Below are 22,747 nucleotides of genomic sequence, written 5' to 3' on the forward strand. Positions count from 1 at the left end.
CCGGGACAGAATCTCGTAAAAATTAGTAAATTAGCGACACAAAAATTATTTTATAAAATGAAAAGACTATTTCTACTATTCACTTTCTTATTGGGCTTTGCTCAAATGAGGGCGGATGAGGGGATGTGGCTGCTAATGCTCATCAAAAGACTTAACGGTGTTGATATGCAAAAAGAGGGTCTACATCTTACGCCTGAAGAAATTTATTCTGTGAACAATTCAAGCTTAAAGGATGCTATCGTAAGTTTCGGTGGTTTCTGTACAGGAGAGATTGTTTCTGATAAAGGACTTATATTTACAAACCACCACTGTGGTTATGGTGCCGTTGCTGCTGCTTCTACACCGGAAAAAGATTATTTGAAGAACGGTTTCTGGGCAATGAAACAGAAAGACGAATTCAATGCAAAGGATCTTTATGTAAGATTTTTAGTGAGAATGGATGATGCTACGCAGAGAATCACTTCGAAACTAAACAACAATATGACCGGAGCAGAGAGAAAAGCTGTTATTGATGCTGAAACTAAAGCGATTCAGACAGAAAACTCTGAAAACGGAAAATATACTGTAGTAGTAAGAGATTTCTTCAACGGAAATGAATTCTACTATTTTGTATACCAGGATTATAAAGACATCAGATTAGTAGGTGCTCCACCTTCATCATTAGGAAAATTCGGAGGAGATACAGACAACTGGGAATGGCCAAGACACACAGCAGACTTCACTGTTTTCAGAGTATATGCTGATGCTGCAGGAAATCCTGCTGAATATTCTCCAAGCAACACCCCATTGAAGCCTAAGCACTTCCTTCCGGTTTCTCTTAAAGGAATCAAGCCTGGGGATTTCTCTATGATCTTGGGTTACCCTGGAAGAACAAACCGTTACCTGACTTCTTACGGAATTCAGCAAATGGTAACTAAAGATTACCCGGCTTGGGTAGAAGCTTCTAAATTGGCTATGGATGTAATGAAAAAGTACATGGACAAGGATAAAGCTACTCAGCTTAACTATGCTTCTCAATATGCTTCAGTAGCAAACTACTGGAAAAACAGACAGGGAACTATTGACGCAGTAGAGAAAAACGGAACTATTTCTGACAAACAAAAAATAGAAGAAACTTACAATAAGTGGGCTGCAATGCCTGGAAATGACCAATACAATGGCGTTTTAGAAGATATTGGCATATACTATAAACAAGTTTCTGATAGAAATGTTGAAAGAAACTACGCTTCTCAGTTCTCAAGAAATGCAAAATATATGACTCTTGCGCTACAGGTAGGATCTGCTCTTAAAGCTTACGCGGCTCAAGATATGCAGGGAAGACTGGCTATGAAAGCTAAAACTGAAGCGGCTATCAAAGCGGCTTATGAAAACTTCAACCCATCTTTAGAAGGAGAAATGCTTGCTGCAATGACAAGTCTTTACCAAGCCAGAGTTAAAAATCCGGAAGTTGCTTCTGCCACTATTTTAGGTTTAGATGCTAAAACGGTTTCAAATGTAGCTTATTCTTCAATTTTTGCCAATAAAACTTCTGCAACCAACTTCTTATTGAATCCAGATGCACTAAAGCTGGATGCTGATCCACTTTGGAAAGCTGCTAACGGAATTGTTGCTGATCAAAAAATAAGCACTGAAAGATTTGTTAAAATAGACGACAATTTTGCAAAAAATAACCGTCTTTTCTTAGCTGGTCTGATGAAGGCTATGCCTGAGAAAAAATTCTACCCGGATGCTAACTCTACCATGAGATTAACGTATGGTACTGTAGATAAATTACCTATCAGAACTGACAGAAACTATTTCGGTATTACGGATAACTATTATACAGATATGACTGGTCTTGTTGGAAAATACAAGAAAGGTGATGAAGAATTCGACCTTCCTCAAAGAGTGATTGATCTTTATAACCTTAAAGATTTCGGACAGTATGCTGATGCTGCAGGATATATGCCTGTAAACTTCCTTTCTAACAACGATATTACAGGAGGTAACTCTGGTTCTCCGGTAATTGATGGAGACGGAAACCTTATCGGTATTGCTTTCGATGGTAACAGCGAAGCATTAAGCGGTGACATCGTATTCGAACAGGAATGGCAGAAAACAATCAACGTAGACGTTCGTTTTGTTCTTTGGACAATCGATAAGTATGCGGGTGCAAGAAGATTAGTTGACGAATTGAAGCTTGTAAGAAGTGAAAACACTCCTGCTGATACAAAAACTAAAAACTCAGGTACTACAACAATGCCTAAGAAAATCAAGAAAAAATAATCTTATCTGATATTTTTTTGAAAACCGTGAAATTTACTTTCACGGTTTTTTTATTTTTGACTATTAAAATTATTCATTATGAAACCTCAACCTATTGAATTCAAAGCCATTATTCAGCAAAACGGAGAGATGAATGCTGCATTTGTAGAATTTCCTTTTTCCACGGAAGAGTTGTTTAATAAGAAAGGTCAGGTAAAGATAAAAGCCCTGTTTGATGGTAAAGTTGAATATCGCGGAAGTCTGGCTAAAATGAAATCTGATTGTCACATTTTAGGTCTTACTCAGGAAGCTTGAAAGCTGCTGAATAAAACCTTCGGTGATGAGATCTCTGTTTCTCTTGCTGAAGACAAAGAAGATAGAGTAGTTGAAATTGCAGATGATATAGTATTCGTCTTTAATGAAAATCCACAAGCAAAAGATCTATTTGACAAAATGAGTTACACTCACCGAAAGGAATACATCCGTTGGATTGAAGAAGCCAAGAAACCTGAAACAAGAGAAAACAGAAAAATAAAAATGATCCAGATGATTCTGGATGGAAAAATGGGGATATAAAAATTATTCTATGCTTCTTGAAGTTGGATCAGCTTCATTATCTCTTTCTAATGAATCAATATCATCGCCAGGGTTTTCAGGCACGAGAAAACTCATTACAAGCAGAACTATAAATTCAAAAATAAGAACCCAATACCACTTTACAAAGTTAAACAGCCAAACATATGGTAAAATTAAAGATACAAAGAAATAAATATTTGTTACTTTTAAAGTAGACCATTGACCAGATAATATTTTTTTAACGTTTTTATTTAAAATTAGAATTAATAAAATACCACAAACAACAAAGACAGCTTTACGTAAAAAAGTACTTGTATAAATATAAATATCACTAATAAACATTGTCGAAATAACACCTACAAATAGTAATATAAAAATTATATTTACAATTCTGTATATCCATTTATAGACTTTGTTCTCATCTTTTCTTTCATAAATATAAGTGAAATTTATATTTAAAATTCTTTCTTTTTCTATTATAAAATTATGCCCGGGAATACTTTTTATTTCAACACCACCACCATCTAACCTTTTATATCTTTTTGCATCTGATAAAACAATTGTTTGTAGTTGGTTACTTTGGGGATCCAAATAATAGTTAATTACTCTTCCTGAATATAATTTCGTTTCTTCATTTTGCTCTGTTAAAACATCAGCATTAGTATAACCATAGGTAAGAGTATCATCACTATTTAGATTATAAGTCCCTTTTACTAAGTCTTGCCAATAATTTAAATATTTCATAACACCAATTGATTTTACAAAAGTTGTTCTTGTTATTAAGTATGTTAGTATGCCTAGTAAAAATGAAAGAGTATATATACAAATCATTAACAGAAAAAAATGCATATAGATATCTTTATCTTTTGGTGCTAACTTTTTATCTGGATTGGGAAGCTTGTTATTAGATAGATCATTAAAGGTATCCCATATTGTTTTATATGAAATTGAGGGCAATAAATCCAAATTTAGAGCTTTGTTGCAGAATACAAAAAAAAGAAAAGTAACCAAAAGAATAATAATACTCGTTAGTATTGTCCAAATAAATCTCTCAAAAAGATTCCCCTTGTCAAATTCTTTCGAATACTCTCTGATAAAAAGAAATTTCCGGAAAATAATTCCCGGAAATAAAAATATCATTAAATAGACAATAGTATTTAAAGCTATATTAAATTCCATATATTTAATTTACAACTATTGTAACTTCTTTATTATTCTTTAAAGTTATTTTACGTGGCTTATTATCATTTTTCGCCTTCAGTTCTTCTACTGTTTTTTCAAGCTTTTCTTTATCTTGAGGATCAGAAAATTTATCTAGGAAATCCTTATTAAATAAAGTATCCTCTGCAACTAATGAAGCTGTAGTTTTAAATAAAGATTCTATAAGAAAGAACATATTATTAACAATTCTTACCATTTTTCCATGTTTTTCCATTACAAATATATATACAAAAAGTTTTCCACAAATCTTGTGTATTAATTATTTTTTTTTAAATTACCAAAATTCATATTGTTTTTATTTTTCTTGATGCAAATATCGCCCTGTACAACGACAAAACTTGACGTATCATTTATGAAAAAAAAATTAGATTATTTTGTCAGGAACTGATAAAGTAGCCGACTATAGTTACAGATATCATTTATAACTATAAAAAATTTACTTTTATGAACAAGTTTATTTTCAGAACATCAATTTTAGCGGCAGCTACTTTAGCAGCATTTACTCTTTCTTCATGTAGTGATTCTAATGACGACATGATGATGGATATGGGTTTTCAAAGAAGCATCACTTTTGAAAATGTAGTAACCCCTAAAGATTTTGTAGAAAGCGGAAGTTTTCAGGGAACAGGAGCACCTCCGATTATTTTGCCCGGACAATCTGTTTCCATTACATTCAGTGCAGGAAAAACACAGGCATTAATGTTTGCAACCATGTATGGAGCTTCAAAAGACTGGTTTTTTGCATCACAACAGCCAGGCATCAAATTATTTGACACCAATGGAAATGCCATTACCGGAGATGTTTCTTCAAGCGTAAGATTATGGGATAACGGAAGCAAAGATGACGCCACAGGACAGGTTGAAAGCAAACCTATCATGCAGGTTCCTAATGTAAATGCTTCTCAGCTTATGAAGCTTAGTCTGGCTTACAATGATGTAACTTCGGAATTCACTCTTACCATTACCAATACTTCTGGTGGAACCGCTAATGAAACTCCTTTTTCTCCGGGAGTATGGGCCGTTTCCAATTATAATGGTTCCCAGCTACTAAACAGCGCTCCATTTTTTACACCTAACGCTTTATCAAATCCAGAGATCACGGATATTGCTCAGATGGGAAATATCAGTAAAATGATGACTAAGCTGAATGCCAATACCGGAATTATGACTGGTCTTTCTCCGGCATTGGTTGTAGTTTACCGTGGCGATAAAAATCCGATTTATGAATTAGGTAAAACAGACACCGGAATGGGTCTGAAAGACATTGCACAATTTGGAAATGCAGCCAAGCTTCAAAACAGTCTTAAATCTTTATCCGGCGTAAAAGCGGTATATGTTGCAGGGAATGCTCCTGTAGCACCTGGAAACAAGGTAACAACAAGCTTTAATGCTGAACCGGGTGATAAAATAGCTTATGCAACGATGTTTGGATTCTCTAACGATTGGTTCTTTGCTAATGAACAAAGTATTGATGCCAGTAGTAAAGGAGATATTAGTTCAAAAACCTCACTATTTGATTCCGGAACAGGGATTGACCAATATCCCGGAGCCGGAAACCATCAGGCATTATTTGGAGGAACTCCACAAAGTGAAAATAAAATCATTTCTAAAGTAGGAAACCAGTATCCTTTTCCTTCTGTTCAGAATATGATTAAAGTAACAGTTAATTAATCTTGAAATAAAGAAAAGGTCAGGCGCTATTGTCTGACCTTTTTCATTGTAAAATTATATGGGCTTGATTATGGTTTCAGTGCGCCTTCCAAATATTGTTCTCCTCCACCATTGGTGACGGTTATAAAACCTTCATAATGGCTTACTTTTACTCCCAGATCATTATTAATTTCTTTAAAATATCCGGCTTTTTCTTTGTTATAAAATATATCTCCCTGCCAAAGAAACTTTGCAGACTGCCCTGTTTTATTTTGAAATATAAGAGCATTCAAAGGATTTACCAACCCACAGGATTTGAGATCTACCACGGCGCTTTCATTAGCGGCAAAATCTTTAGACAGTACAATAACGGTATTCATTTATTTTTCTTTGGTTTTCGGTTCATTAAAAAACTGAGCAATACTTTCCTATTACTTTGATACAAATGTGATTCTCCATTGCGACAAAACTTGACGTATTTACTCAGCAAAAAATAAAAAGCCCAAGCAGAATCTGTTTAGACTTTTTAATATTCAAATTCTATTCAACCGGAATTCCAAGATATTGTAAATAAGAATCCAATATTTTTTTATCAAATACCGGTTCATTAATACCTGATCCTTCCAGATACTGAATCACATTGGAACAATCCCATATGTAAGTATTCTGGTAAAGTTCTACAGTAGATAACCCCTCATGCATATTGTCTCTGAAAAGACTCGTCAATGGATATAAACGGTTTTTACTGTCATCCTCCCACTGTTTTCTCCATTCTTTATATGGAAGATCTTTGAGGGTAAAAGGATAATATTTTTTCATAAGTCCAAAGAAGTCTTCCAAAGTAAGATTGGTTTCCGGACGGGCAATCAGATTGAATTTTTTCCCTATTGCCTCTTTATTTCTGGTGATATAAGCCATAGCTTTGGTCATATAATCTACGGTGATAAGCCCTTCTCTAAGTTCGGTGAGTGCAGGATAAGATTTGAATTCTATACAGTTTTTCACCAATCCGGACCACCATTGGTACGAAGCGCTTGCTCCTGTTTCACTGTGGCACATGGCATACCCAAGACGGTAAGTAACCAACGGCAAACCTTCTTTTGCCGCCAGATCGGCAATGGCTTCCATAACCCATTTGCTTCTTACGTAGCCAATGTCTTTACTTACAGACATCAGGTTTTGTTCAATATCATCAGATTCAAGCATTACTTTTTTTCCTGTAAACAAATGTCCCCAGCTGTAGACGGAAATGGTTGACAGCAATGCGAGACATTTTGTTTTTTCTGCTCCTGCCAGTTTTATGATCTCTCTCAATCCTTCTACATTCGGGGTTTTCATATAGGAATAAGGTTCAATGAAATTAACCGAGCTTCCGGAATGATAAATTAAATCGATTTGCTTAGCCAGCTTTGTGAATATTTCATCTGATAATCCTAAAGACGGTAAAGCAAGATCTCCTATTACAGGAATAATTCTCGGTTTCTGTTCTATGTTTTGAGGAATATGATATTGCTTAAAGCATCTGTCGATTTTTTCCATTGCATGAAACTCGTCCTGAGCTCTGACAAGACAATAAATATCTGCACTGGTAGTATCCAGAAGTTCCTGCAAAAGGTGAATTCCCACAAATCCTGTAGCTCCCGTTAAAAATATAGTTGTTGGATTTTCTACCTGTTTAGGATCAAAACCACCTGCAAAAACAGTTCCCGGAGCAAGATAAACATCTTTCTGAAGCTCAACGTAAGGTTCCACATCTTCGGCAGGAATAGCTTCTCTGGTTTCTCTGGATCTGGCAATAAGAACTTCTGACAGTTGCTGCAACACCGGGTACTGATAAATATCCCGCAGATATACTTTTACATCCAGCATTCTCTGCAAAGCTACAGCCACTGTTGCAACCAGCAGTGAGTTTCCTCCGATATCAAAAAAATTATCCGTGATATTAATAACAGGGCGTTCCAATGCGGAAGACCAGACACCTACGATAATTCTTTCTGTTTCGTTGGTGGGTGGTTCGCTTGAAATGAGTTCTTTAGACTCCTGAGCTGCCAGATCTTTTAAAGCCTGAGTATCTGTTTTGCCATTTGCCGTTAATGGAATGTTATCTATAAAAATAATCTGTGCAGGAATCATATACCCCGGAAGTTCATCTTTCAATCTATTTCGGATGGATGAAATATCTCTTTCTAATCCTTGATTTAAAACAATAAAAGCAATCAGATACTGAGTACTTCCTTCTGTTTCCTTTCCAATGACAAGGGCTTCTCTGATATCCTTCTGATGCATTAATGTACGTTCAATTTCTCCCGGTTCAACCCGGAATCCGCGAATTTTGATCTGGTTATCTATTCTCCCTAAAAATTCAATCTCTCCGTCCGGCTTCCACTTGGCCAAATCTCCGGTACGGTATAATTTTTCTTTTTCATTGAATGGATTGGCTATGAATTTAGTATTTGTCAATTCTTCATTATTAAGATATCCGTTTGCCAAAATGCTTCCTCCAATGCATAATTCTCCTGTCGCTCCCACAGGTAATAATTCCATTTTCTCGCTTAAAATATAGGCTTTTGCATTGGCTATAGGTCTTCCAATTGACGACATGTATTTTCCGTTGGTATCTTTCACTTTTCTAAAAGTTGCATATACCGTACATTCTGTGGGTCCGTAGTAATCTATCAGTTCATAACTTAATTCGGAGGTAAGTACCGGCTTTAGTTTTTCTCCTCCGGTAAAGAGATATTTCAGCTTCAGATCAGTATAATTCCGGGAATAATTAACGAATGACGGAACAAGAACAGTAGGTACAAAGCCATGAGTAATCTGATTTCTTCTATAAAAATCAACCAAAGCAACAGCATCTGTTCTCTGCTCATTATCAGCTATAAAAATAGTAGCTCCGGAAGTAAGTGCTGACCAGGTTTCCCATACGGAAATATCAAAGGCCAATCCTGCAACAAGTGTCAGTTTTGAGCTATGATCTACATGGAAATGATGGTTATGCCATGTTACCAGATGCTGTATAGCCTGGTGACTTACCATCACTCCTTTGGGTTTTCCGGTTGAGCCTGAAGTATAAATGGTGTAAGCTAAATTGTTCTGATGAATATTAATTTCAGGATGTTCTGAGGGTAGATCATTAAGATTTTCCATACTGCTCAGATCAAATACTTTTGTCTGTTCCGTGCCTGATAAATGGGTTTTAAGAATTTGATTGGTAATGATGATATCAGCAGAAGTATCCGAAAGAATATATTCTACTCTTTTAGCGGGATAAGCCGGATCTATAGGAACATAAGCTGCACCTGTTTTGATAATGCCAAGCACAGCAACCATCCATTCTAAGGAACGATCCAGCCAGATAGGAACATATTTTCCTTCTTTGATTCCTTGACTTAGTAATAAGCTAGCAAACTGATTGCTTCTCTGATCCAGTTCTCTATAAGTAATTTTCTGATCCTGATAAACTGCGGCCGTCTTATCCGGATGGAGAATTGCCTGTTTCCGAAAAAGAGATTCCAGTGTTTCTTCGCGAGGATAATCCCAACCGGTTCTATTGAATCCGTTGAGTAATTTTTCTCTGTCTTCTGATGACAGCAATACCGCAGAGCCCAGTGAAAGGGCTTCTTGTGAGGGAATAGTGTTTGACATAATAATTGGATTTGATTTGATTTAAAGAATTCCGAGTGCAGAACAGTAAATACATGAGGGATACCCACAGCTTATTTACTAAATGTGTTTCTGATCATGTTTCAAAAAACTGAATGATACAGGATATTAATCAATCAACCTATTGAGCAGAACGATCAACAATGTTCAAACAGTATTGATGACATTCAAAAAAGAGAGAGAATATATTTTACTATTCTTTACGAGTAGGTGTATTTTTTACGCAGTATTTGAGAATTTAATTTTCATAATGTGGTATTTTAAATAATTTGGTAATCAAACTTAACATAATAATTTAAATTGCGTGTTACATAATTACTATTATTTATAATCACCAGGAATTGATATTCTAGAATAAAATACTGAATTATAACAAATTACAAATACAACCATTCAAGATACCTCCGCCTGCAATCAATGTATAGGAATATTCTTTAAATTTGTAAGAAAGAAAAAAACACCTCATTTTAATATGAATCACAAACTGAAGAGAGAGCATGGATTTATACATATTCCATGTCATGAACTGGATATTTTTATACTTTCTGACGGGTATTTTGGAGTTGGTTATCACCAGCCGATTTTAGCCCCTGACATTCCTCAAAATATGGTCAAAAATGAGCTCCGTAATCTATACTTATCGGAGTCCTACTATGAAGCACCTATTAATGTAATGCTTATTAAAAAAGCTGGCCGTATTATTTTAATTGATACCGGAGAAGGATTTTATGATGAGGAAAATGCAGGACAATTATTACACAGCCTTTCGGCAGCTGGATTTACACCGGAATCAGTAACGGATATTCTGATTACACATGCTCACAGAGATCATATTGGTGGAATTCTTTCTAAAAATGGTGAGATTGTATTTCCGAATGCGCAGTATTATATTTCGCGTCCGGAATTTGAATTCTGGATGGCAGGTGAACCAGATTTTCAAAAAAGTAAAAATCCGGAAGGTGGAAAACCGAGTATTCCACTGGTGAGAAAAACTCTTTCTGCCATTGGCAGCAGACTCACAACCTTTGAAACGGGAGATTTTTTGTTCTCCTGTATTCAGACACAGACTGCACCAGGACATACTCCCGGGCATATTATATATTCAGTAATTAATGGAGATCTATCAATTATCAATGTGGTAGATGTTTTCCATTCTCCCCTTCTTATTGCAAAACCGGATTGGGGAACGCAATGGGATACTGATTTTGAAGCTGGTATAGAGACTCGTAAAAAGGTTCTGGAAAACTGTTATCAGAACAGAACGCTTATCTGCTCTGCTCATCTTCCATGGCCGGGTATTGGGTACATCAGTAAGGTAAACGATCAGTTTCAATGGATTCCTAAGGTTTACAATCATCCTTTTTTAATCAATCTTGCCACTGATCTTGAAATAGTTACATAAATTATTTTAGCAGCAGAAGTCCGGATCATCCATTCCAGAATTCACGATCCAGACTTCTGTACTGTATGGCTTCGGAAATATGGTGAGACAAAATATTTTCGGATTCTTCAAGATCTGCTATTGTTCTGGCTACTTTCAGGATTCTGTCGTAAGCTCTTGCTGAAAGATTGAGTTTTTCCATCGCTAATTTTATGAGACCGAAGGAAGCTTCATCCAATTGGCAGAAAGCTTCAATTTCTTTGGGACCTATCTGGGCATTGCTGCTGATATTCAGATTTTTATATCTTTGATTCTGAATGTCTCTTGCTTTCATTACACGGTCTCTGATGTCTTTGCTTTTTTCTCCTTTTCTTTTTTCGGAAAGCTGCTCAAATTCAACTTTCTGAACCTCAATATGGATGTCAATTCTATCCAAAAGCGGCCCCGAAAGTTTATTCATATACCGCTGCATTTCGTAAACAGATGAGGTATTATTGGGATCATCGGGAAAGAAACCGCTGGGGCTGGGATTCATGGAAGCTACTAACATAAAACTTGCAGGATAATTTACGGTAAAACGAGCTCTTGAAATGGTTACTTCCCTGTCTTCTAAAGGTTGTCTCATCACCTCCAGCACTGTGCGTTTAAACTCAGGCATTTCGTCTAGGAATAAAACTCCGTTGTGAGCCAGCGAGATTTCTCCCGGCTGTGGATAGCTTCCTCCTGTATATTTGCAAAGTAAATGCAAAATACAATGGAGAAATCGCCCATATTCGCACCTACTTTGGATATTTTTTCGCAAAGTAGATGCGACCAATTTTAAATTCTTATCTTAGATGGTACAAATCATACAAAATAAGGTGAGAAAAATTGGCTTAAAATATAGCTCACTATCTGGAAGCTTCTTTAGTGCTAAGAGCAATAAAGAAGTTCAGTTTGAATCTTCTCTGGAAAGGGATTTTATATTCTTACTAGAGATGGATTGGATTATTGAGTCTTATCATGAACAGCCAGTTACTATCTATTATTCCGATTCTGAAGGAAAACAACGTTCTTATACTCCTGATTTCTTATTTTACTGGCATCCCCGATTTGCTTCCAAGGGAGCAAAACCATTGTTAATTGAGATAAAATACAAAGAAGATCTGGAAAAAAATCTGTCCATTTATAATCCCAAATTCAAAGCCGCAGAAGAATTCTGTGAAAAGAATGGATACGAGTTTAAAGTTCTTACTGAAGAAGATATCAGAACTGAGTATCTTGAAAACTGTAAATTCTTATATCGATATAAGAAGAATACTTTTGATCATAGGCATCCGGATATACAACTCATTCTAAAAACCATGTGTGATTTGCAATGTACAACACCAAGGGAACTTATCCAGGTGTGTGCAAGAGAAAAATATAAACAGATGGAGCTCATATATTATATGTGGTATATGGTTTCAATAAATATCATCAGGTGTATTTGGGAGCAACCCTTAACAATGGATTCTGCAATATGGCTTGATGAGTTATATGAAAATTCTTATCTAAAATGAAACAGGAAATTTTTTATCTGAATGTCGGTCAGCAAATAACTTATAATGATATTCCTTGTGCTATCATAAGAAATATTGATATTAAGCGTGTAAGTATTGAGGAAATAGAAAGCGGTATAATACATACGGTTAATATCGGTGAAATCTCTCCCGCTGATCCTCAACAGGAATCTAACAATAGAGATATGCTTGATTTTACAGATAAAGAATGGAAAAAAGCACAGGAAAGATTTCAGGTTATTCGTCCTGTTCTTGAAAATCGAGGAGATTTAAAAATTGTTGAAAGAGCAGCTAAGGAAGCTAAAGTTGATAAGGCAACCATTTATAGATGGATCAATCGTTACGAGCAAACAGGAAGTATTGGTTCTATACTTGGAAAAAAGAAAAATGGGGGCCGTGGCAAATCAAGGCTATCCCCCGAACAGGATGAAATAATACAGAAATGTATCAATGAAATATATTTAACTTCATTCAGAAAGTCTATTAATTATCTCATTAGAGCAATTTCTTATGAGTGTAATAAATTAGAAGTTCAAATGCCACATTCTACAACTATAAGAAGGAGAATAAATGAACTTTCAGAAGAAGAAAAAATAAAACAACGTTATGGCAAAAAAGTTTCTGATAATAAATTCAGACCGATCCGTGGAAATTTTCCACATGCCCACTATCCATTATCAGTTGTACAGATTGACCATACCCCTGTAGACATTATACTTGTTGACGAAGTATTTCGTCAGCCTTTTAACAAACCTTATTTAACTGTTGCTATAGATGTTTACAGTCGCATGATATTGGGAATCAATATTTCATTTGACCCACCCGGAGCAATGGGAACTGGACTCTGCATTTCAAATGCCATTTTAGGAAAGGAAACATATCTTCACAAGCTGGGTGTTGAGGGCTCATGGGGGTGCTGGGGAGTAATGGAGACAATTCACGTTGATAACGCCAAGGAATTCAGAGGAATTATGCTGAAAAAAGCATGTGAAAATTATGGAATTAATCTTGAATTCCGCCCTGTTGCAACTCCCCATTATGGAGGACATATCGAAAGATTCCTAGGTTCATTTTCAAAAGCCGTACATGATCTTCCAGGCACAACATTTTCAAACATTAAGGAACGTTCAACTTATAAATCTGAAAAACACGCTTCATTCACATTGGCTGAGTTTGAGAAATGGATGGTAACTTATATAGTCAATGTATATCATAAAACTGTACATTCAGGAATTGGAATGACTCCTGAAGAAAAATATATTGATGGAATATTTGGCAATAATGAAACGAAAGGCATGGGACTACCCCCACGTTTCCATGATGAAAGAAAGGTCAGGCTGGATTTTATGCCTTATTTAGAGCGAACAATTCAGGCATCAGGAATTGTTATAGACCATATATATTATTACGATGAAGTTCTAAGAAAATATATTAACGTTCCCAATAAAAGTAAGAACTTAAGAAAATATTCTTTTAGAAGGAATCCCAAGGATATCAGTGTCATTTATTTCTTTGATCCAGATTTGAATGAATATTTTGAGATCCCTTACAGGGATACCCGCTATCCTCCAATGTCAGTCTGGGAGTACAAAGCTGCAGTAAAAAAATGGAAGGAAGATAACACTGGAACTATTAATGAAGCACACATATTTGAAAGCTATAAAAAACTGGAAGAAATTGAATTAAAAGCAATCAAATCGACCAAGAAGCTATCCAAAAACTCCAGAAGAATAATAGCAAAAGAATTTATAAGTAAGGAGATCTTTCTGGAGGACATTTCAAAGGTAAATCACGACATAGAATTAGCAGGGACAAACAAAGATAAAAGCCTACAAACCGACGAAATAATCTTTGAGAATGAGCTCAATTTAAAACCATTTGAAAACCTAGATGATGAAGCATTTGACAACTAAAACTAAAGAACTGGTTCTGAATGGAAGTCTTGAAGAGAAAATCTTTCATTTAAGAAAACAAAAATGGATTCCTTATCCCAATGCTGAGAAAATATTGGCAAAGCTGGAGGATCTTAAAGATTATCCAACTGTAGATAGAATGCCAAATCTTTTGATTGTTGGTGAAACCAATAATGGAAAAACAGCACTCATTAATAGATTTTATAAGAAAAACAATCCATATATCCGAGAAGGAGAATATGACTTAGTTATCGCTCCTGTGCTTGTTGCCCAAGCGCCATCAGAGCCTGATAAAAAGAGTTTCTACAATAGAATATTGCAAATACTTAATGCTCCAATAATAAAGAGTGAAAGTCCTGACACCAAGCAGAGAAGGATTATTTCATTATTCAAAAAGCTGGAAGTAAAAATAATTATCATTGATGAAATACATCATGTGCTTGCTGGGAGCCCTCTTAAACAAAGAGTATTCCTGAATGATTTAAAAGAGCTCAGTAATGAATTAAAAATTCCAATCATATGTGTTGGAATTCGTGATGCATTTAATGTCATTCAGTCTGATAACCAGCTCTCTAATAGGTTTGAAACAGTAACATTGGAAAGATGGAAAATGAATGAGGCATACTTACAGTTCCTAGTAAACTACGAAGCTCTTCTTCCTCTTGAAAAGCCATCATACCTTGCTGAGAATTCAATAGCTTCAAAAATACTGGCAATGTCAGATGGGTTAGTTGGTGAAATTTGTACTATCCTGATAAGATCTGCAGAACTTGCACTGAAAAGTGGTTTAAACAAAATTGATCATAAAATCTTGGATAATATCGAATATGTTTCCCCTGAAGACAGAAAGAAAGTCCTCAGAAGAGCTAATTTATAATGCCATACATCCATACATTAAATAAAAATATATGGGCACATTATATTCCACCATATCAGGATGAATTGTTCACAAGCTGGTTTCTTAGACTTTCGCAAGCCCATGAAGTAAAAAGCCATTCGTTTGGAAAATATTATTTTAAAGATCAACAATTTTGGAACCGAGATGTAGATAACATGCCTACAGATTACTTAAAAAAAGTAATATTTGATAATTCACCTTTGGAGTATACTGCCATTAACAATCTATTTTTAAGTAATTATCAAAGTATGTTATTTGAAAATCACAATCCAAACGGTTTTACCTCTGGAATACTTCCATTAGGCATTGCCCATAGAAAGCGTAAGAATAATGGACTTTTATATTGTCCAATATGCTTAAAAAAAAAGCTTATTATAAAAAACAATGGAGGTTATTAATTTCTTATGTATGCTGTGATTGTGAAGTTCTTTTACGAGATTGCTGCACCAAATGTTATAATCCTATAACTTTTCACCGATTAGAACAGGGTAATAAAAAAACAATCAAGATTCAATCACTAAATTTATGTTCATTTTGTGATTATGATTTAACTCAAGATTTTGATAAGGCAAACAAAAATCAAGTTTCAAATCAAATAAAAATTTATGAAATTCTAAACCAGGGATATTCAGTAAATATACATTATAGTTTTTCTTACTTCTATCTTCTTCAGGTTATCATGACCCTTTTATCACGAAAACATAAGATTTGGGGAAGATTACGAGAAGCTTGTGAGGCTGAGTTTGGAATCCTGCCAGAAATAAATAAAAATTTTACAACCTGGTCTATTGAAGATCGTATTCCTATTTTCGAAATAGCATGTAAAATCATTAAAGATTATTCTTTTTTAAGATACCTGATTATCACTTATAACCTTAGACTAAGTGAATTTAAAAAGGATCATATACTTCCATATTCATTTGAAGCAATATTCAAAAATATTTAATTATGATAAACCCGATTTTATATAGGCAAATATTTTGATATTGTAGAACTGAATATACATTTAAAAACACCTGAAAGCCACAAATATAATATTCGCAATATTCATTATGAATATTATGAATATTACATAAAAACAACTCAACAAACCTAACATACCAAATATTTACACGGTTAATGTAAGAAATTTGTAATTTGAGAGAAAATATTTATATTTGTGTTTATGACTTAAAAAAAGAGAATCTATTAGAAAGGAGAAATAAAAAATCCGTTAGTACCTACGAAATACAATAACGGACTTATATGTTATAAAAAATATGGTAAAGGAAATTCTTTTATCCGACCCCTTATTTTCTATAGCAAATATAAAAATTTATTAATTAATAATGAAATATATTATGCTGAAATTACAAGAAATTTTACAAAAAAAATGCAGCTTGTTTAAGTTGAAAAATCCATTCGGATGTACATTAAAAAAACAAATAAACAAAAACAGTTTACACTCTAATTATCAAACCACTACAAAACCTAATCCCGTACTAACATTTACTCAAATTTCAACAGAAAAACACATATTAGATTTACTAGAATTTAAGAATAAATTCCTATCTGAAAATGAGATTTTATGTTACCTATCAAACACTATATATGAAGATAAATTCTGTCAAAAAAAGCTAAATTTCTGTCTGGAAAAACTTGAAAAAGAAAAAAGGATTTATGAATATCGAATCCCGAAAACGAATAAATCACTTTGGGGTCAGGCGTATTGGCTAGACCATAATATGATTCCCCAAAATGCATATATTAATCATCCAAAATACAGAGATGTCATTCAGGAATATAAACGTCAATGTAGTTTAGCTTAACCAAACAAAATATATTAATAGTTATGGATTTCGACTTCAGTCTTCCTCCCATTAACAAGGGGTTCTACAAAATCACCAACTTTCCTTATTGGTTTAAAAATACCAATGATGAAATATACACAAAAATAGAATTTGCCCATATTATCTATGAGCAAGAGAATAATTTTATGGTTGAAAAAATACAATCCTACCATGATGATAAGTTTAATATTGAGGCATTAATGGATTTAAAAATTGGTGATAAATTCGACATCAAACTTAATGGAAATTCAAAAAGAATAAAGCAGAAAAAAAAATATCAACTAGGATTATGGCTGGATAGTTATGAGAAGACGCGTTTTCAAATAGTAGAAGACGATCAAAACCCAATTTTCTCAGAACGATCCGTAGGTACAAGGTATTATCAAATTGAAAAACAATATAAAGATTCCTCTCCTGTAACAATAATTATTCCTTCAGTTGTCATCGCCCAAGCCTTTTATCTGGTAAATTCTCTGATCATTCAAAATTTATTTAGGGCAGATCTTGATGAGTTAACAGAAATTGTTAATTGGGAAACAAAAAAAGAAAATGATCTTGTTATTGGGGAAATATCACTAAAAAAACATGGAACTGAGAATATAAAATCAATGGCTAAATCATTGGCATTCTTTTTATTTTCAAAAGATAACTACCTGTGGAACAACCTGCTTAAAATGCAGAGCAATTTATATCATAAAGTATTAAATAATTCTCAAAAGAACAATTATAATTTTTTAATTCCTATAAAAGAAAAGCTACATCTGACTATAAACGGCAACTATATTAATACTCCGGAAAAGACTTTCTTCCTTGCCAATGAAATTGTAAAAGTGAAGTCGGAGAATAATTTTGACGACCTTTATGAAACTGACTATATAAGGTTCATTGATTATTATAACTCATCTAATACCCTATCCGAAAATTTAAAAGATTCTACAGGTAAAAGATCAAAAAAAAGCAATAAGAATAAAAAAACAACTATTACAAAAGATTGTGTTAATTCTGAATTAGCAGAAAACTTTATTGAATCAGGAATTGATGTTCTAAGCGATATCGTAAAACTTTCCATTGACAGTAAGGCTAGCAAATCTAAATCCGGAGGAAAGCCCATCATTATAAATAGTACTCCTTATGGAACATTCGATGATAAACAACCAAATCCAGGTTCAAAGTCAGGCGGAATTAGCGGTGGAAAAAAAACATCTAATACACGGAAGAAAAGTGAGATTTTCCACATCATTTATTCTATAGTGGAAAAATTAAAGGTTCATTTCACCATTAGTGAGCATATTATGGATAATAAAGAAATTGTAGTCTTTAAAGTATTTTTTAATGGAAAATATGCTTTTTTGATAGATGATGATTTTCACCAACGTCTACAGTTAGTATATCAAGCTGGATTAAAAGATGTTTCTGCAACAGACATTGATAATCTAATAAATTTGGTTAAAAACAATGATTACAACTGGAAGAAAGTAAAAATGAATAAAGAGTCTAATGGATTTATAATTTCTAAACCCACAAATTACAATCGAGGAGGAACACGCATTGTTAGAACAATAATAAATAAGGATGGAAATAAGGAAGAACAAAAGATATCTGATTTGTGTTATCTTAATATTTTAAGCAAACTGAAAGGTCTGTTTGAGATTTTTCACTAGAGACTCTCCAATATTTTTACTATACAGAAATCCCTACAATATTGCCTATTCTCTTATTCCTAACAACAAACTTGGCAGGTAGTAATCCGTTTGTATTAATTTTCTCTTTTCTTAATTCAAAATTTACTTTCATTTCCAGTAAAACTAAATTACTTTTAAATTCATTATTTTGAAATTGAAAATTTGAATTTACCTGGTAAATTAAAATCTGTGAAAATATAGAGCTATATGATTCAGGTATATAATCATAGTTAAAAATTGTTATTTAAAGAAAATGTACTTATTTTTGCAACGAAAGAATAGGATAAATAAAATCTGAACAGCTTAACAGCAGGATTTCTACAATCTGAACAATTTTTTCATTTTAAGCATACTCTTCAATAATATTTGTTAATAATAAATAAAGCAAATTAACATTCATGTTACCTTTTACAATTATAACGTTCAAGGCTAAAATCTACTTTTGCAAATTCAGATAAAAAGAAGCAAGGTATCTGAAATATTACTTTATCATCCATAATATTTAAAAAATTAAGTACACTAAGAAGAACTTTCTCATCATCTTTACCGTTTTTAAGTGGTATCCATATTATATTTAATGAGGCTAAAGAGCCAAATGAGTTCATTACGGTCTGTTCGTCAGGATAAAATATAAGTTCATTTAACATTATTGTAATAGGAATAAGTATAGCTTGACAACACTCTTCATAATTTATTTCCCTTGTCTTTCTATCAATAAGGGTTAAAATGTCCTGCATCATCAATTCCTGAGCATTACTCATTTTACAAGTTTTTATAGGTACAATTTTATAAATTATATTTCATTTTCTTCAAATCCTTCAGAAAAAAATTCATCCATAGTCATTCCAAAGGCATGGATAACTTTTGCTAGAGTGCTGAAACGAAGATCTTCCCCTTTCTCATATCTTCCATACTGAGCCCTGGATATATTATGCTCATAAGCAAAATATTCATAACTCGAATATCCTTTGGCGATCCTAATTTGTTTTATTCTCTTTCCGAGTTTCTGTAGGACTTCATCCTTTAAAAATTCTTTTTCCTCCATGTAATCTCAATTAGAGAATACAAAGCTTGGAAATAAGCCTCGTTTATGTTACCACTAAAAAGGTGTATCTAATTAGTAGCTTTTTTATTAAAATGTTTTATATTTGGCCTCCTTCTCTTAACAAGAGATCTAAATAAGAGCATAAAATCAATAACAAATATGTTAGCAATACTAACTTCCACGAGCCAAAATATTGGAGAGTTTCCATTTGTCAAAATAATTCTCTTTATCTATTTTATTCCCACTATAATTGCATTGTTTAGGGTATATATATTAAGATTTAAATTTTTCAGTGTTTTACTGATTAATTTATTTTTTGGTTGGACCGTATATGGTTGGTGGTTGGCATTTGCAAAAGCATTTTCAAGTAAAAATGTTATTTATATAAAGAATAAACCTAAAAAAACTGTAGTTTTAGATAAATATGATCAACTCAATAAATTAAATGACCTACGTGCTTCAGGAGCTATTAATGAAGAGGAGTTCGAAATTGAAAAACAAAAAATATTAAATCATTAATACAAATAAATTATCTGGAAGTAATGAAGGTTATTCTAACAGTTAAAGAAGAGGATTTAGATTTTATTTTAAAACAGTTTCTTAGGGTTGAAGTTAAAGCCATAAAAATTAAAAAAAAGAATAAACAACGGACATTGAAGTCAACCTTTCCAAATACGTACAATGAGCCAGATACATAAGTTCAATATTTCCTTACTAAACTTATATTCTTCAAAAATAGTCTTTAGTTAAAAAAATAAAGAACATTTCTAGGTTACTCACTTTTCAAAATTGGCTTTACATATTTAGCTTATAAAATAAATTTTTATACGTCAATATTTGACGCACCTAATAAATACTTTTATATAAATTATTGATTTAAGAACAATTATATTAAAAACAATAGATAAAATAAATGTTACTAAATCACATAATTTGATTAAAATACATTAAATTTGTAACATAAAATAATAAATATGGACAATACAGTAGGCAAAAACATAAAGGCTTTGCGTACAAAAATGCAGTATACACAGCAAAATGTCGCACATTATCTAAACATAAGCCGAGTAGAACTTAATTACTATGAAAATGGTAAAAGGCCAATTCCAAGTCATCTAATAACAAAATTAGCTGAGTTATATTCTGTAGACGAATATGACTTATATAATGATGACGAAGCTGCTTTAAAAACTAATCTTGCTTTTGCTTTCCGTATGGAAGAATTAAATGCCGAAGATTTAGCTTCAATTGCATCATTCAAAAAAATAGCTACGAACTATTTTAAAATGCAAAATGTATTAGCTAGTAATGAATAATTTCATAATTTTAGAAAGAAAGGCAACTGAGTTCCGCCGAGAATTGGGAATAGGACATATAGATCCAATAAATTTTAAAAGTCTTCTTAAAAAACTAAATGTAATTACTGTTTTTCGACCTTTAGGAGAAACATTTAATGGTATGGCTATAAAAATAGTAGATACAAATAAAGAAAACACAAATAGATTTATGTTAGTTAATAACATTCATAGTCTAGGAGAGCAAAATTTCACTATTGGCCATGAGTTATATCATTTATTTATACAGGAAAATTTCACACATAATTACTGTACAACAGGACTTTTCAATAAGAAGCATATAGAAGAATTTAACGCAGATGTATTTTCATCTATATTAATGCTTCCAGAGGACGGGATAATTTCCCTTATTCCTGATATGGAAACACAAAAGGATCAAATAACAATTCAAACTATACTAAAGTTAGAACAATATTTTTTTTGTTCTAGATCGGTTCTTTTATATAGATTAAAAAACTTAAGCTTAATTAGTGAATCCAAAAGTAAGGAATACCTTAAAGACATAGTAGAGAACGCCATATTAAATGGATACCCATTAGACTTATATAAAAATGGAAATTCAAATCTAGTACTTGGAGATTATGGACAAAAGGCTAGTGAATTATATTCTAAAGAGCTTATCTCGGAAAGTCATTATCATAGTCTTCTTTTAGATCTTGGAATGAATCAAGAAGATTTAGAAAACTTATTCAATGGCTAAGAAAAAAGATAAAATAATACTAATAGATGCAGATGTAGTTTCGCATTTCATTAAAGCTAGTGAAATTTATTTTCTATGCAGTATTTTTGATTATGATATCAAAGTACTAGATAAAGTTTATGCTGAACTGGAAAGATTTCCAAAGAAAAAAATTGAAATAGACAATTTGATAAATCAGAAAATTTTAGAAATAGAGAAATTTCCAGAAGAAAATCAAGAAATAGTAAAAGAATATTTTTATATAAAAAATAAATTATTCAAAGGAGACGGAGAAAGCGCATGTCTAGCTGTTGCAAGATATACAGAAAATATAGTCGCAAGTAGTAATCTTAAAGACATTCGACAATATTGCAACCTACACAATGTAGAATACTTAGCTACTATGGACTTTCTCTGTGAGGCATACCGTAAAGGAATTTTCGACCTAGAGCGTTGCAACAAATTCATTACAAATGTACTTGCAGAGAATGGAAGACTTCCTGTAAAAAAAATGGAAGATTACACCTGTAAACAATTTAATTTTAAATAAAAATACCCCAAATAAATAACTAAACCAAATGCCTCAGATCTATTTCTAATAGAAAATCAGTCGCTTTTATATACGGAAGAGCTGTATTTTAGGTCTTAATTCAATAGGCTTAGGATATGCATTTGGATTTGCTAATGTAATAATGGGAACAGGAAGAAAATATTGAGTATATCAAAATAAGATCTGACATGATTGTCTCTGTAGATTTAATAAAAAACATTAAAAAGCTGCCTCATTTTTGAGACAGCTTTTTTCAATAAAACCCGTTCGTGATACTCATATAATCAATTGATATTCTAAATTATCTCGGATAATTCCATTTGGACTACTCCGTAAATATCTACCTACACCATGACCGATTACACTGACTTCCCTTTCAGAATGCTAAGCTGTTGTTGTATAATTCCAAATTACAGTCCATACAGAAATTCGTGGAATATCAAACAAAGAAACAGCGTCTGCCCTAGAATATTTAGTAGATTGATCAAAGCTAAAGTGTCGTGGATTAATGTTAGTC

General features: G+C 33.0%; 22 protein-coding genes and 1 pseudogene. 16 read left to right on the forward strand and 7 right to left on the reverse strand.

What is annotated here, in order from left to right; all coding sequences use genetic code 11:
- Positions 1-57 precede the first annotated feature (57 nt).
- The 3 genes from CLU97_RS02765 (at position 58) to CLU97_RS23935 (ending at position 2,820) form a co-directional block, all read left to right on the forward strand.
- A complete protein-coding gene (locus CLU97_RS02765; RefSeq protein ID WP_121486591.1) occupies positions 58-2,265 on the forward strand; it encodes a S46 family peptidase in 2,208 nt (735 codons plus the stop codon).
- A 78-nt stretch (positions 2,266-2,343) separates the two neighbouring features.
- On the forward strand, positions 2,344-2,559 hold the full coding sequence (locus tag CLU97_RS23930) for a DUF1905 domain-containing protein (RefSeq protein WP_228437484.1): 216 nt from the start codon (positions 2,344-2,346) through the stop codon (positions 2,557-2,559).
- A gap of 75 nt (positions 2,560-2,634) precedes the next feature.
- Positions 2,635-2,820: a YdeI/OmpD-associated family protein gene (locus CLU97_RS23935; RefSeq protein ID WP_228437839.1), complete on the forward strand. Its 186-nt coding sequence runs from the start codon at positions 2,635-2,637 to the stop codon at positions 2,818-2,820.
- 3 nt (positions 2,821-2,823) lie between these two features.
- On the opposite strand, the gene CLU97_RS02775 is transcribed toward CLU97_RS23935, so the two are convergent.
- Positions 2,824-3,999 carry a hypothetical protein gene (locus tag CLU97_RS02775; RefSeq protein ID WP_121486592.1) on the reverse strand — a complete coding sequence of 392 codons (1,176 nt, stop codon included), beginning with the start codon at positions 3,997-3,999 and terminating at the stop codon, positions 2,824-2,826.
- Positions 4,000-4,003: 4 nt separating this feature from the next.
- On the reverse strand, positions 4,004-4,255 hold the full coding sequence (locus tag CLU97_RS02780; RefSeq protein WP_121486593.1) for a hypothetical protein: 252 nt from the start codon (positions 4,253-4,255) through the stop codon (positions 4,004-4,006).
- Positions 4,256-4,485: 230 nt separating this feature from the next.
- On the opposite strand from CLU97_RS02780, the gene CLU97_RS02785 reads away from it, so the two are divergent.
- Positions 4,486-5,712, forward strand: coding sequence for a spondin domain-containing protein (locus tag CLU97_RS02785; protein WP_121486594.1), 1,227 nt, complete (start codon positions 4,486-4,488; stop codon positions 5,710-5,712).
- 68 nt (positions 5,713-5,780) lie between these two features.
- Here the strand turns inward: CLU97_RS02785 and CLU97_RS02790 are convergent, their stop codons facing one another.
- Positions 5,781-6,071, reverse strand: coding sequence for a hypothetical protein (locus CLU97_RS02790; protein WP_121486595.1), 291 nt, complete (start codon positions 6,069-6,071; stop codon positions 5,781-5,783).
- A 160-nt stretch (positions 6,072-6,231) separates the two neighbouring features.
- Positions 6,232-9,339 (reverse strand): non-ribosomal peptide synthetase, encoded by a 3,108-nt coding sequence (locus CLU97_RS02795; protein WP_121486596.1) that lies wholly within the window; start codon positions 9,337-9,339, stop codon positions 6,232-6,234.
- A 490-nt stretch (positions 9,340-9,829) separates the two neighbouring features.
- Between CLU97_RS02795 and CLU97_RS02800 the strand changes: the two genes are divergently transcribed.
- Complete coding sequence (locus CLU97_RS02800; protein WP_121486597.1) at positions 9,830-10,759, forward strand: MBL fold metallo-hydrolase; 930 nt, start codon at positions 9,830-9,832, stop codon at positions 10,757-10,759.
- Between the two features lie 25 nt (positions 10,760-10,784).
- Here CLU97_RS02800 and CLU97_RS02805 read toward each other — a convergent pair.
- Positions 10,785-11,462, reverse strand: a pseudogene (locus CLU97_RS02805) (YifB family Mg chelatase-like AAA ATPase); the annotation flags it as partial.
- 112 nt (positions 11,463-11,574) lie between these two features.
- Between CLU97_RS02805 and CLU97_RS02810 the strand changes: the two are divergent.
- From CLU97_RS02810 to CLU97_RS02840, 7 genes are all read left to right on the forward strand, one after another.
- Positions 11,575-12,279, forward strand: a complete 705-nt coding sequence (locus tag CLU97_RS02810; RefSeq protein ID WP_121486598.1) for a TnsA endonuclease N-terminal domain-containing protein — start codon at positions 11,575-11,577, stop codon at positions 12,277-12,279.
- Positions 12,276-14,192, forward strand: coding sequence for a helix-turn-helix domain-containing protein (locus CLU97_RS02815; protein ID WP_121486599.1), 1,917 nt, complete (start codon positions 12,276-12,278; stop codon positions 14,190-14,192). Before CLU97_RS02810 ends, CLU97_RS02815 begins: the two co-directional genes overlap by 4 nt.
- Complete coding sequence (locus tag CLU97_RS02820) at positions 14,170-15,069, forward strand: TniB family NTP-binding protein (RefSeq protein ID WP_121486600.1); 900 nt, start codon at positions 14,170-14,172, stop codon at positions 15,067-15,069. Before CLU97_RS02815 ends, CLU97_RS02820 begins: the two co-directional genes overlap by 23 nt.
- Positions 15,069-15,488: a TniQ family protein gene (locus tag CLU97_RS02825; protein ID WP_121486601.1), complete on the forward strand. Its 420-nt coding sequence runs from the start codon at positions 15,069-15,071 to the stop codon at positions 15,486-15,488. The genes CLU97_RS02820 and CLU97_RS02825 overlap by 1 nt, the downstream gene beginning before the upstream one ends.
- Positions 15,443-16,036, forward strand: a complete 594-nt coding sequence (locus tag CLU97_RS02830; RefSeq protein WP_121486602.1) for a hypothetical protein — start codon at positions 15,443-15,445, stop codon at positions 16,034-16,036. The genes CLU97_RS02825 and CLU97_RS02830 overlap by 46 nt, the downstream gene beginning before the upstream one ends.
- A gap of 394 nt (positions 16,037-16,430) precedes the next feature.
- Complete coding sequence (locus CLU97_RS02835; RefSeq protein WP_147436421.1) at positions 16,431-16,898, forward strand: hypothetical protein; 468 nt, start codon at positions 16,431-16,433, stop codon at positions 16,896-16,898.
- Positions 16,899-16,921: 23 nt separating this feature from the next.
- Positions 16,922-18,580, forward strand: coding sequence for a hypothetical protein (locus tag CLU97_RS02840; RefSeq protein ID WP_121486604.1), 1,659 nt, complete (start codon positions 16,922-16,924; stop codon positions 18,578-18,580).
- A 422-nt stretch (positions 18,581-19,002) separates the two neighbouring features.
- Here the strand turns inward: CLU97_RS02840 and CLU97_RS02845 are convergent, their stop codons facing one another.
- Together CLU97_RS02845 and CLU97_RS02850 are read right to left on the reverse strand one after the other, a co-directional pair.
- Positions 19,003-19,362, reverse strand: a complete 360-nt coding sequence (locus tag CLU97_RS02845) for a hypothetical protein (RefSeq protein ID WP_121486605.1) — start codon at positions 19,360-19,362, stop codon at positions 19,003-19,005.
- Positions 19,363-19,394: 32 nt separating this feature from the next.
- Positions 19,395-19,646, reverse strand: coding sequence for a helix-turn-helix domain-containing protein (locus CLU97_RS02850; RefSeq protein ID WP_121486606.1), 252 nt, complete (start codon positions 19,644-19,646; stop codon positions 19,395-19,397).
- 159 nt (positions 19,647-19,805) lie between these two features.
- Between CLU97_RS02850 and CLU97_RS23940 the strand changes: the two genes are divergently transcribed.
- The 4 genes from CLU97_RS23940 to CLU97_RS02870 all read left to right on the forward strand — a co-directional run bounded on the left by CLU97_RS23940 (position 19,806) and on the right by CLU97_RS02870 (position 22,230).
- Positions 19,806-20,165 (forward strand): SHOCT domain-containing protein, encoded by a 360-nt coding sequence (locus tag CLU97_RS23940; RefSeq protein ID WP_228437486.1) that lies wholly within the window; start codon positions 19,806-19,808, stop codon positions 20,163-20,165.
- Between the two features lie 455 nt (positions 20,166-20,620).
- Positions 20,621-20,962 carry a helix-turn-helix domain-containing protein gene (locus CLU97_RS02860; RefSeq protein ID WP_228437488.1) on the forward strand — a complete coding sequence of 114 codons (342 nt, stop codon included), beginning with the start codon at positions 20,621-20,623 and terminating at the stop codon, positions 20,960-20,962.
- Positions 20,955-21,701 (forward strand): ImmA/IrrE family metallo-endopeptidase, encoded by a 747-nt coding sequence (locus CLU97_RS02865; RefSeq protein ID WP_121486608.1) that lies wholly within the window; start codon positions 20,955-20,957, stop codon positions 21,699-21,701. Before CLU97_RS02860 ends, CLU97_RS02865 begins: the two co-directional genes overlap by 8 nt.
- On the forward strand, positions 21,694-22,230 hold the full coding sequence (locus tag CLU97_RS02870; protein WP_121486609.1) for a hypothetical protein: 537 nt from the start codon (positions 21,694-21,696) through the stop codon (positions 22,228-22,230). Before CLU97_RS02865 ends, CLU97_RS02870 begins: the two co-directional genes overlap by 8 nt.
- Positions 22,231-22,747 lie beyond the last annotated feature (517 nt).

It is taken from the genome of Chryseobacterium sp. 7, assembly GCF_003663845.1.
Classification (GTDB): domain Bacteria; phylum Bacteroidota; class Bacteroidia; order Flavobacteriales; family Weeksellaceae; genus Chryseobacterium.

Excerpts from the sequence above, each read along its gene's own strand:
- CLU97_RS02780 (WP_121486593.1), bottom strand. The coding sequence starts at position 4,255 with ATGGAAAAACATGGAAAAATGGTAAGAATTGTTAATAATATGTTCTTT.
- CLU97_RS02765 (WP_121486591.1), top strand. The coding sequence starts at position 58 with ATGAAAAGACTATTTCTACTATTCACTTTCTTATTGGGCTTTGCTCAA.
- CLU97_RS02815 (WP_121486599.1), top strand. The coding sequence starts at position 12,276 with ATGAAACAGGAAATTTTTTATCTGAATGTCGGTCAGCAAATAACTTAT.
- CLU97_RS02860 (WP_228437488.1), top strand. The coding sequence starts at position 20,621 with ATGGACAATACAGTAGGCAAAAACATAAAGGCTTTGCGTACAAAAATG.
- CLU97_RS02870 (WP_121486609.1), top strand. The coding sequence starts at position 21,694 with ATGGCTAAGAAAAAAGATAAAATAATACTAATAGATGCAGATGTAGTT.
- CLU97_RS02790 (WP_121486595.1), bottom strand. The coding sequence starts at position 6,071 with ATGAATACCGTTATTGTACTGTCTAAAGATTTTGCCGCTAATGAAAGC.
- CLU97_RS02830 (WP_121486602.1), top strand. The coding sequence starts at position 15,443 with ATGCTTAAAAAAAAAGCTTATTATAAAAAACAATGGAGGTTATTAATT.
- CLU97_RS02785 (WP_121486594.1), top strand. The coding sequence starts at position 4,486 with ATGAACAAGTTTATTTTCAGAACATCAATTTTAGCGGCAGCTACTTTA.
- CLU97_RS23930 (WP_228437484.1), top strand. The coding sequence starts at position 2,344 with ATGAAACCTCAACCTATTGAATTCAAAGCCATTATTCAGCAAAACGGA.
- CLU97_RS02775 (WP_121486592.1), bottom strand. The coding sequence starts at position 3,999 with ATGGAATTTAATATAGCTTTAAATACTATTGTCTATTTAATGATATTT.
- CLU97_RS02825 (WP_121486601.1), top strand. The coding sequence starts at position 15,069 with ATGCCATACATCCATACATTAAATAAAAATATATGGGCACATTATATT.
- CLU97_RS02840 (WP_121486604.1), top strand. The coding sequence starts at position 16,922 with ATGGATTTCGACTTCAGTCTTCCTCCCATTAACAAGGGGTTCTACAAA.
- CLU97_RS02835 (WP_147436421.1), top strand. The coding sequence starts at position 16,431 with ATGCTGAAATTACAAGAAATTTTACAAAAAAAATGCAGCTTGTTTAAG.
- CLU97_RS02810 (WP_121486598.1), top strand. The coding sequence starts at position 11,575 with ATGGTACAAATCATACAAAATAAGGTGAGAAAAATTGGCTTAAAATAT.
- CLU97_RS02795 (WP_121486596.1), bottom strand. The coding sequence starts at position 9,339 with ATGTCAAACACTATTCCCTCACAAGAAGCCCTTTCACTGGGCTCTGCG.
- CLU97_RS02865 (WP_121486608.1), top strand. The coding sequence starts at position 20,955 with ATGAATAATTTCATAATTTTAGAAAGAAAGGCAACTGAGTTCCGCCGA.
- CLU97_RS02850 (WP_121486606.1), bottom strand. The coding sequence starts at position 19,646 with ATGGAGGAAAAAGAATTTTTAAAGGATGAAGTCCTACAGAAACTCGGA.
- CLU97_RS02800 (WP_121486597.1), top strand. The coding sequence starts at position 9,830 with ATGAATCACAAACTGAAGAGAGAGCATGGATTTATACATATTCCATGT.
- CLU97_RS02845 (WP_121486605.1), bottom strand. The coding sequence starts at position 19,362 with ATGAGTAATGCTCAGGAATTGATGATGCAGGACATTTTAACCCTTATT.
- CLU97_RS23940 (WP_228437486.1), top strand. The coding sequence starts at position 19,806 with ATGTTAGCAATACTAACTTCCACGAGCCAAAATATTGGAGAGTTTCCA.
- CLU97_RS02820 (WP_121486600.1), top strand. The coding sequence starts at position 14,170 with ATGATGAAGCATTTGACAACTAAAACTAAAGAACTGGTTCTGAATGGA.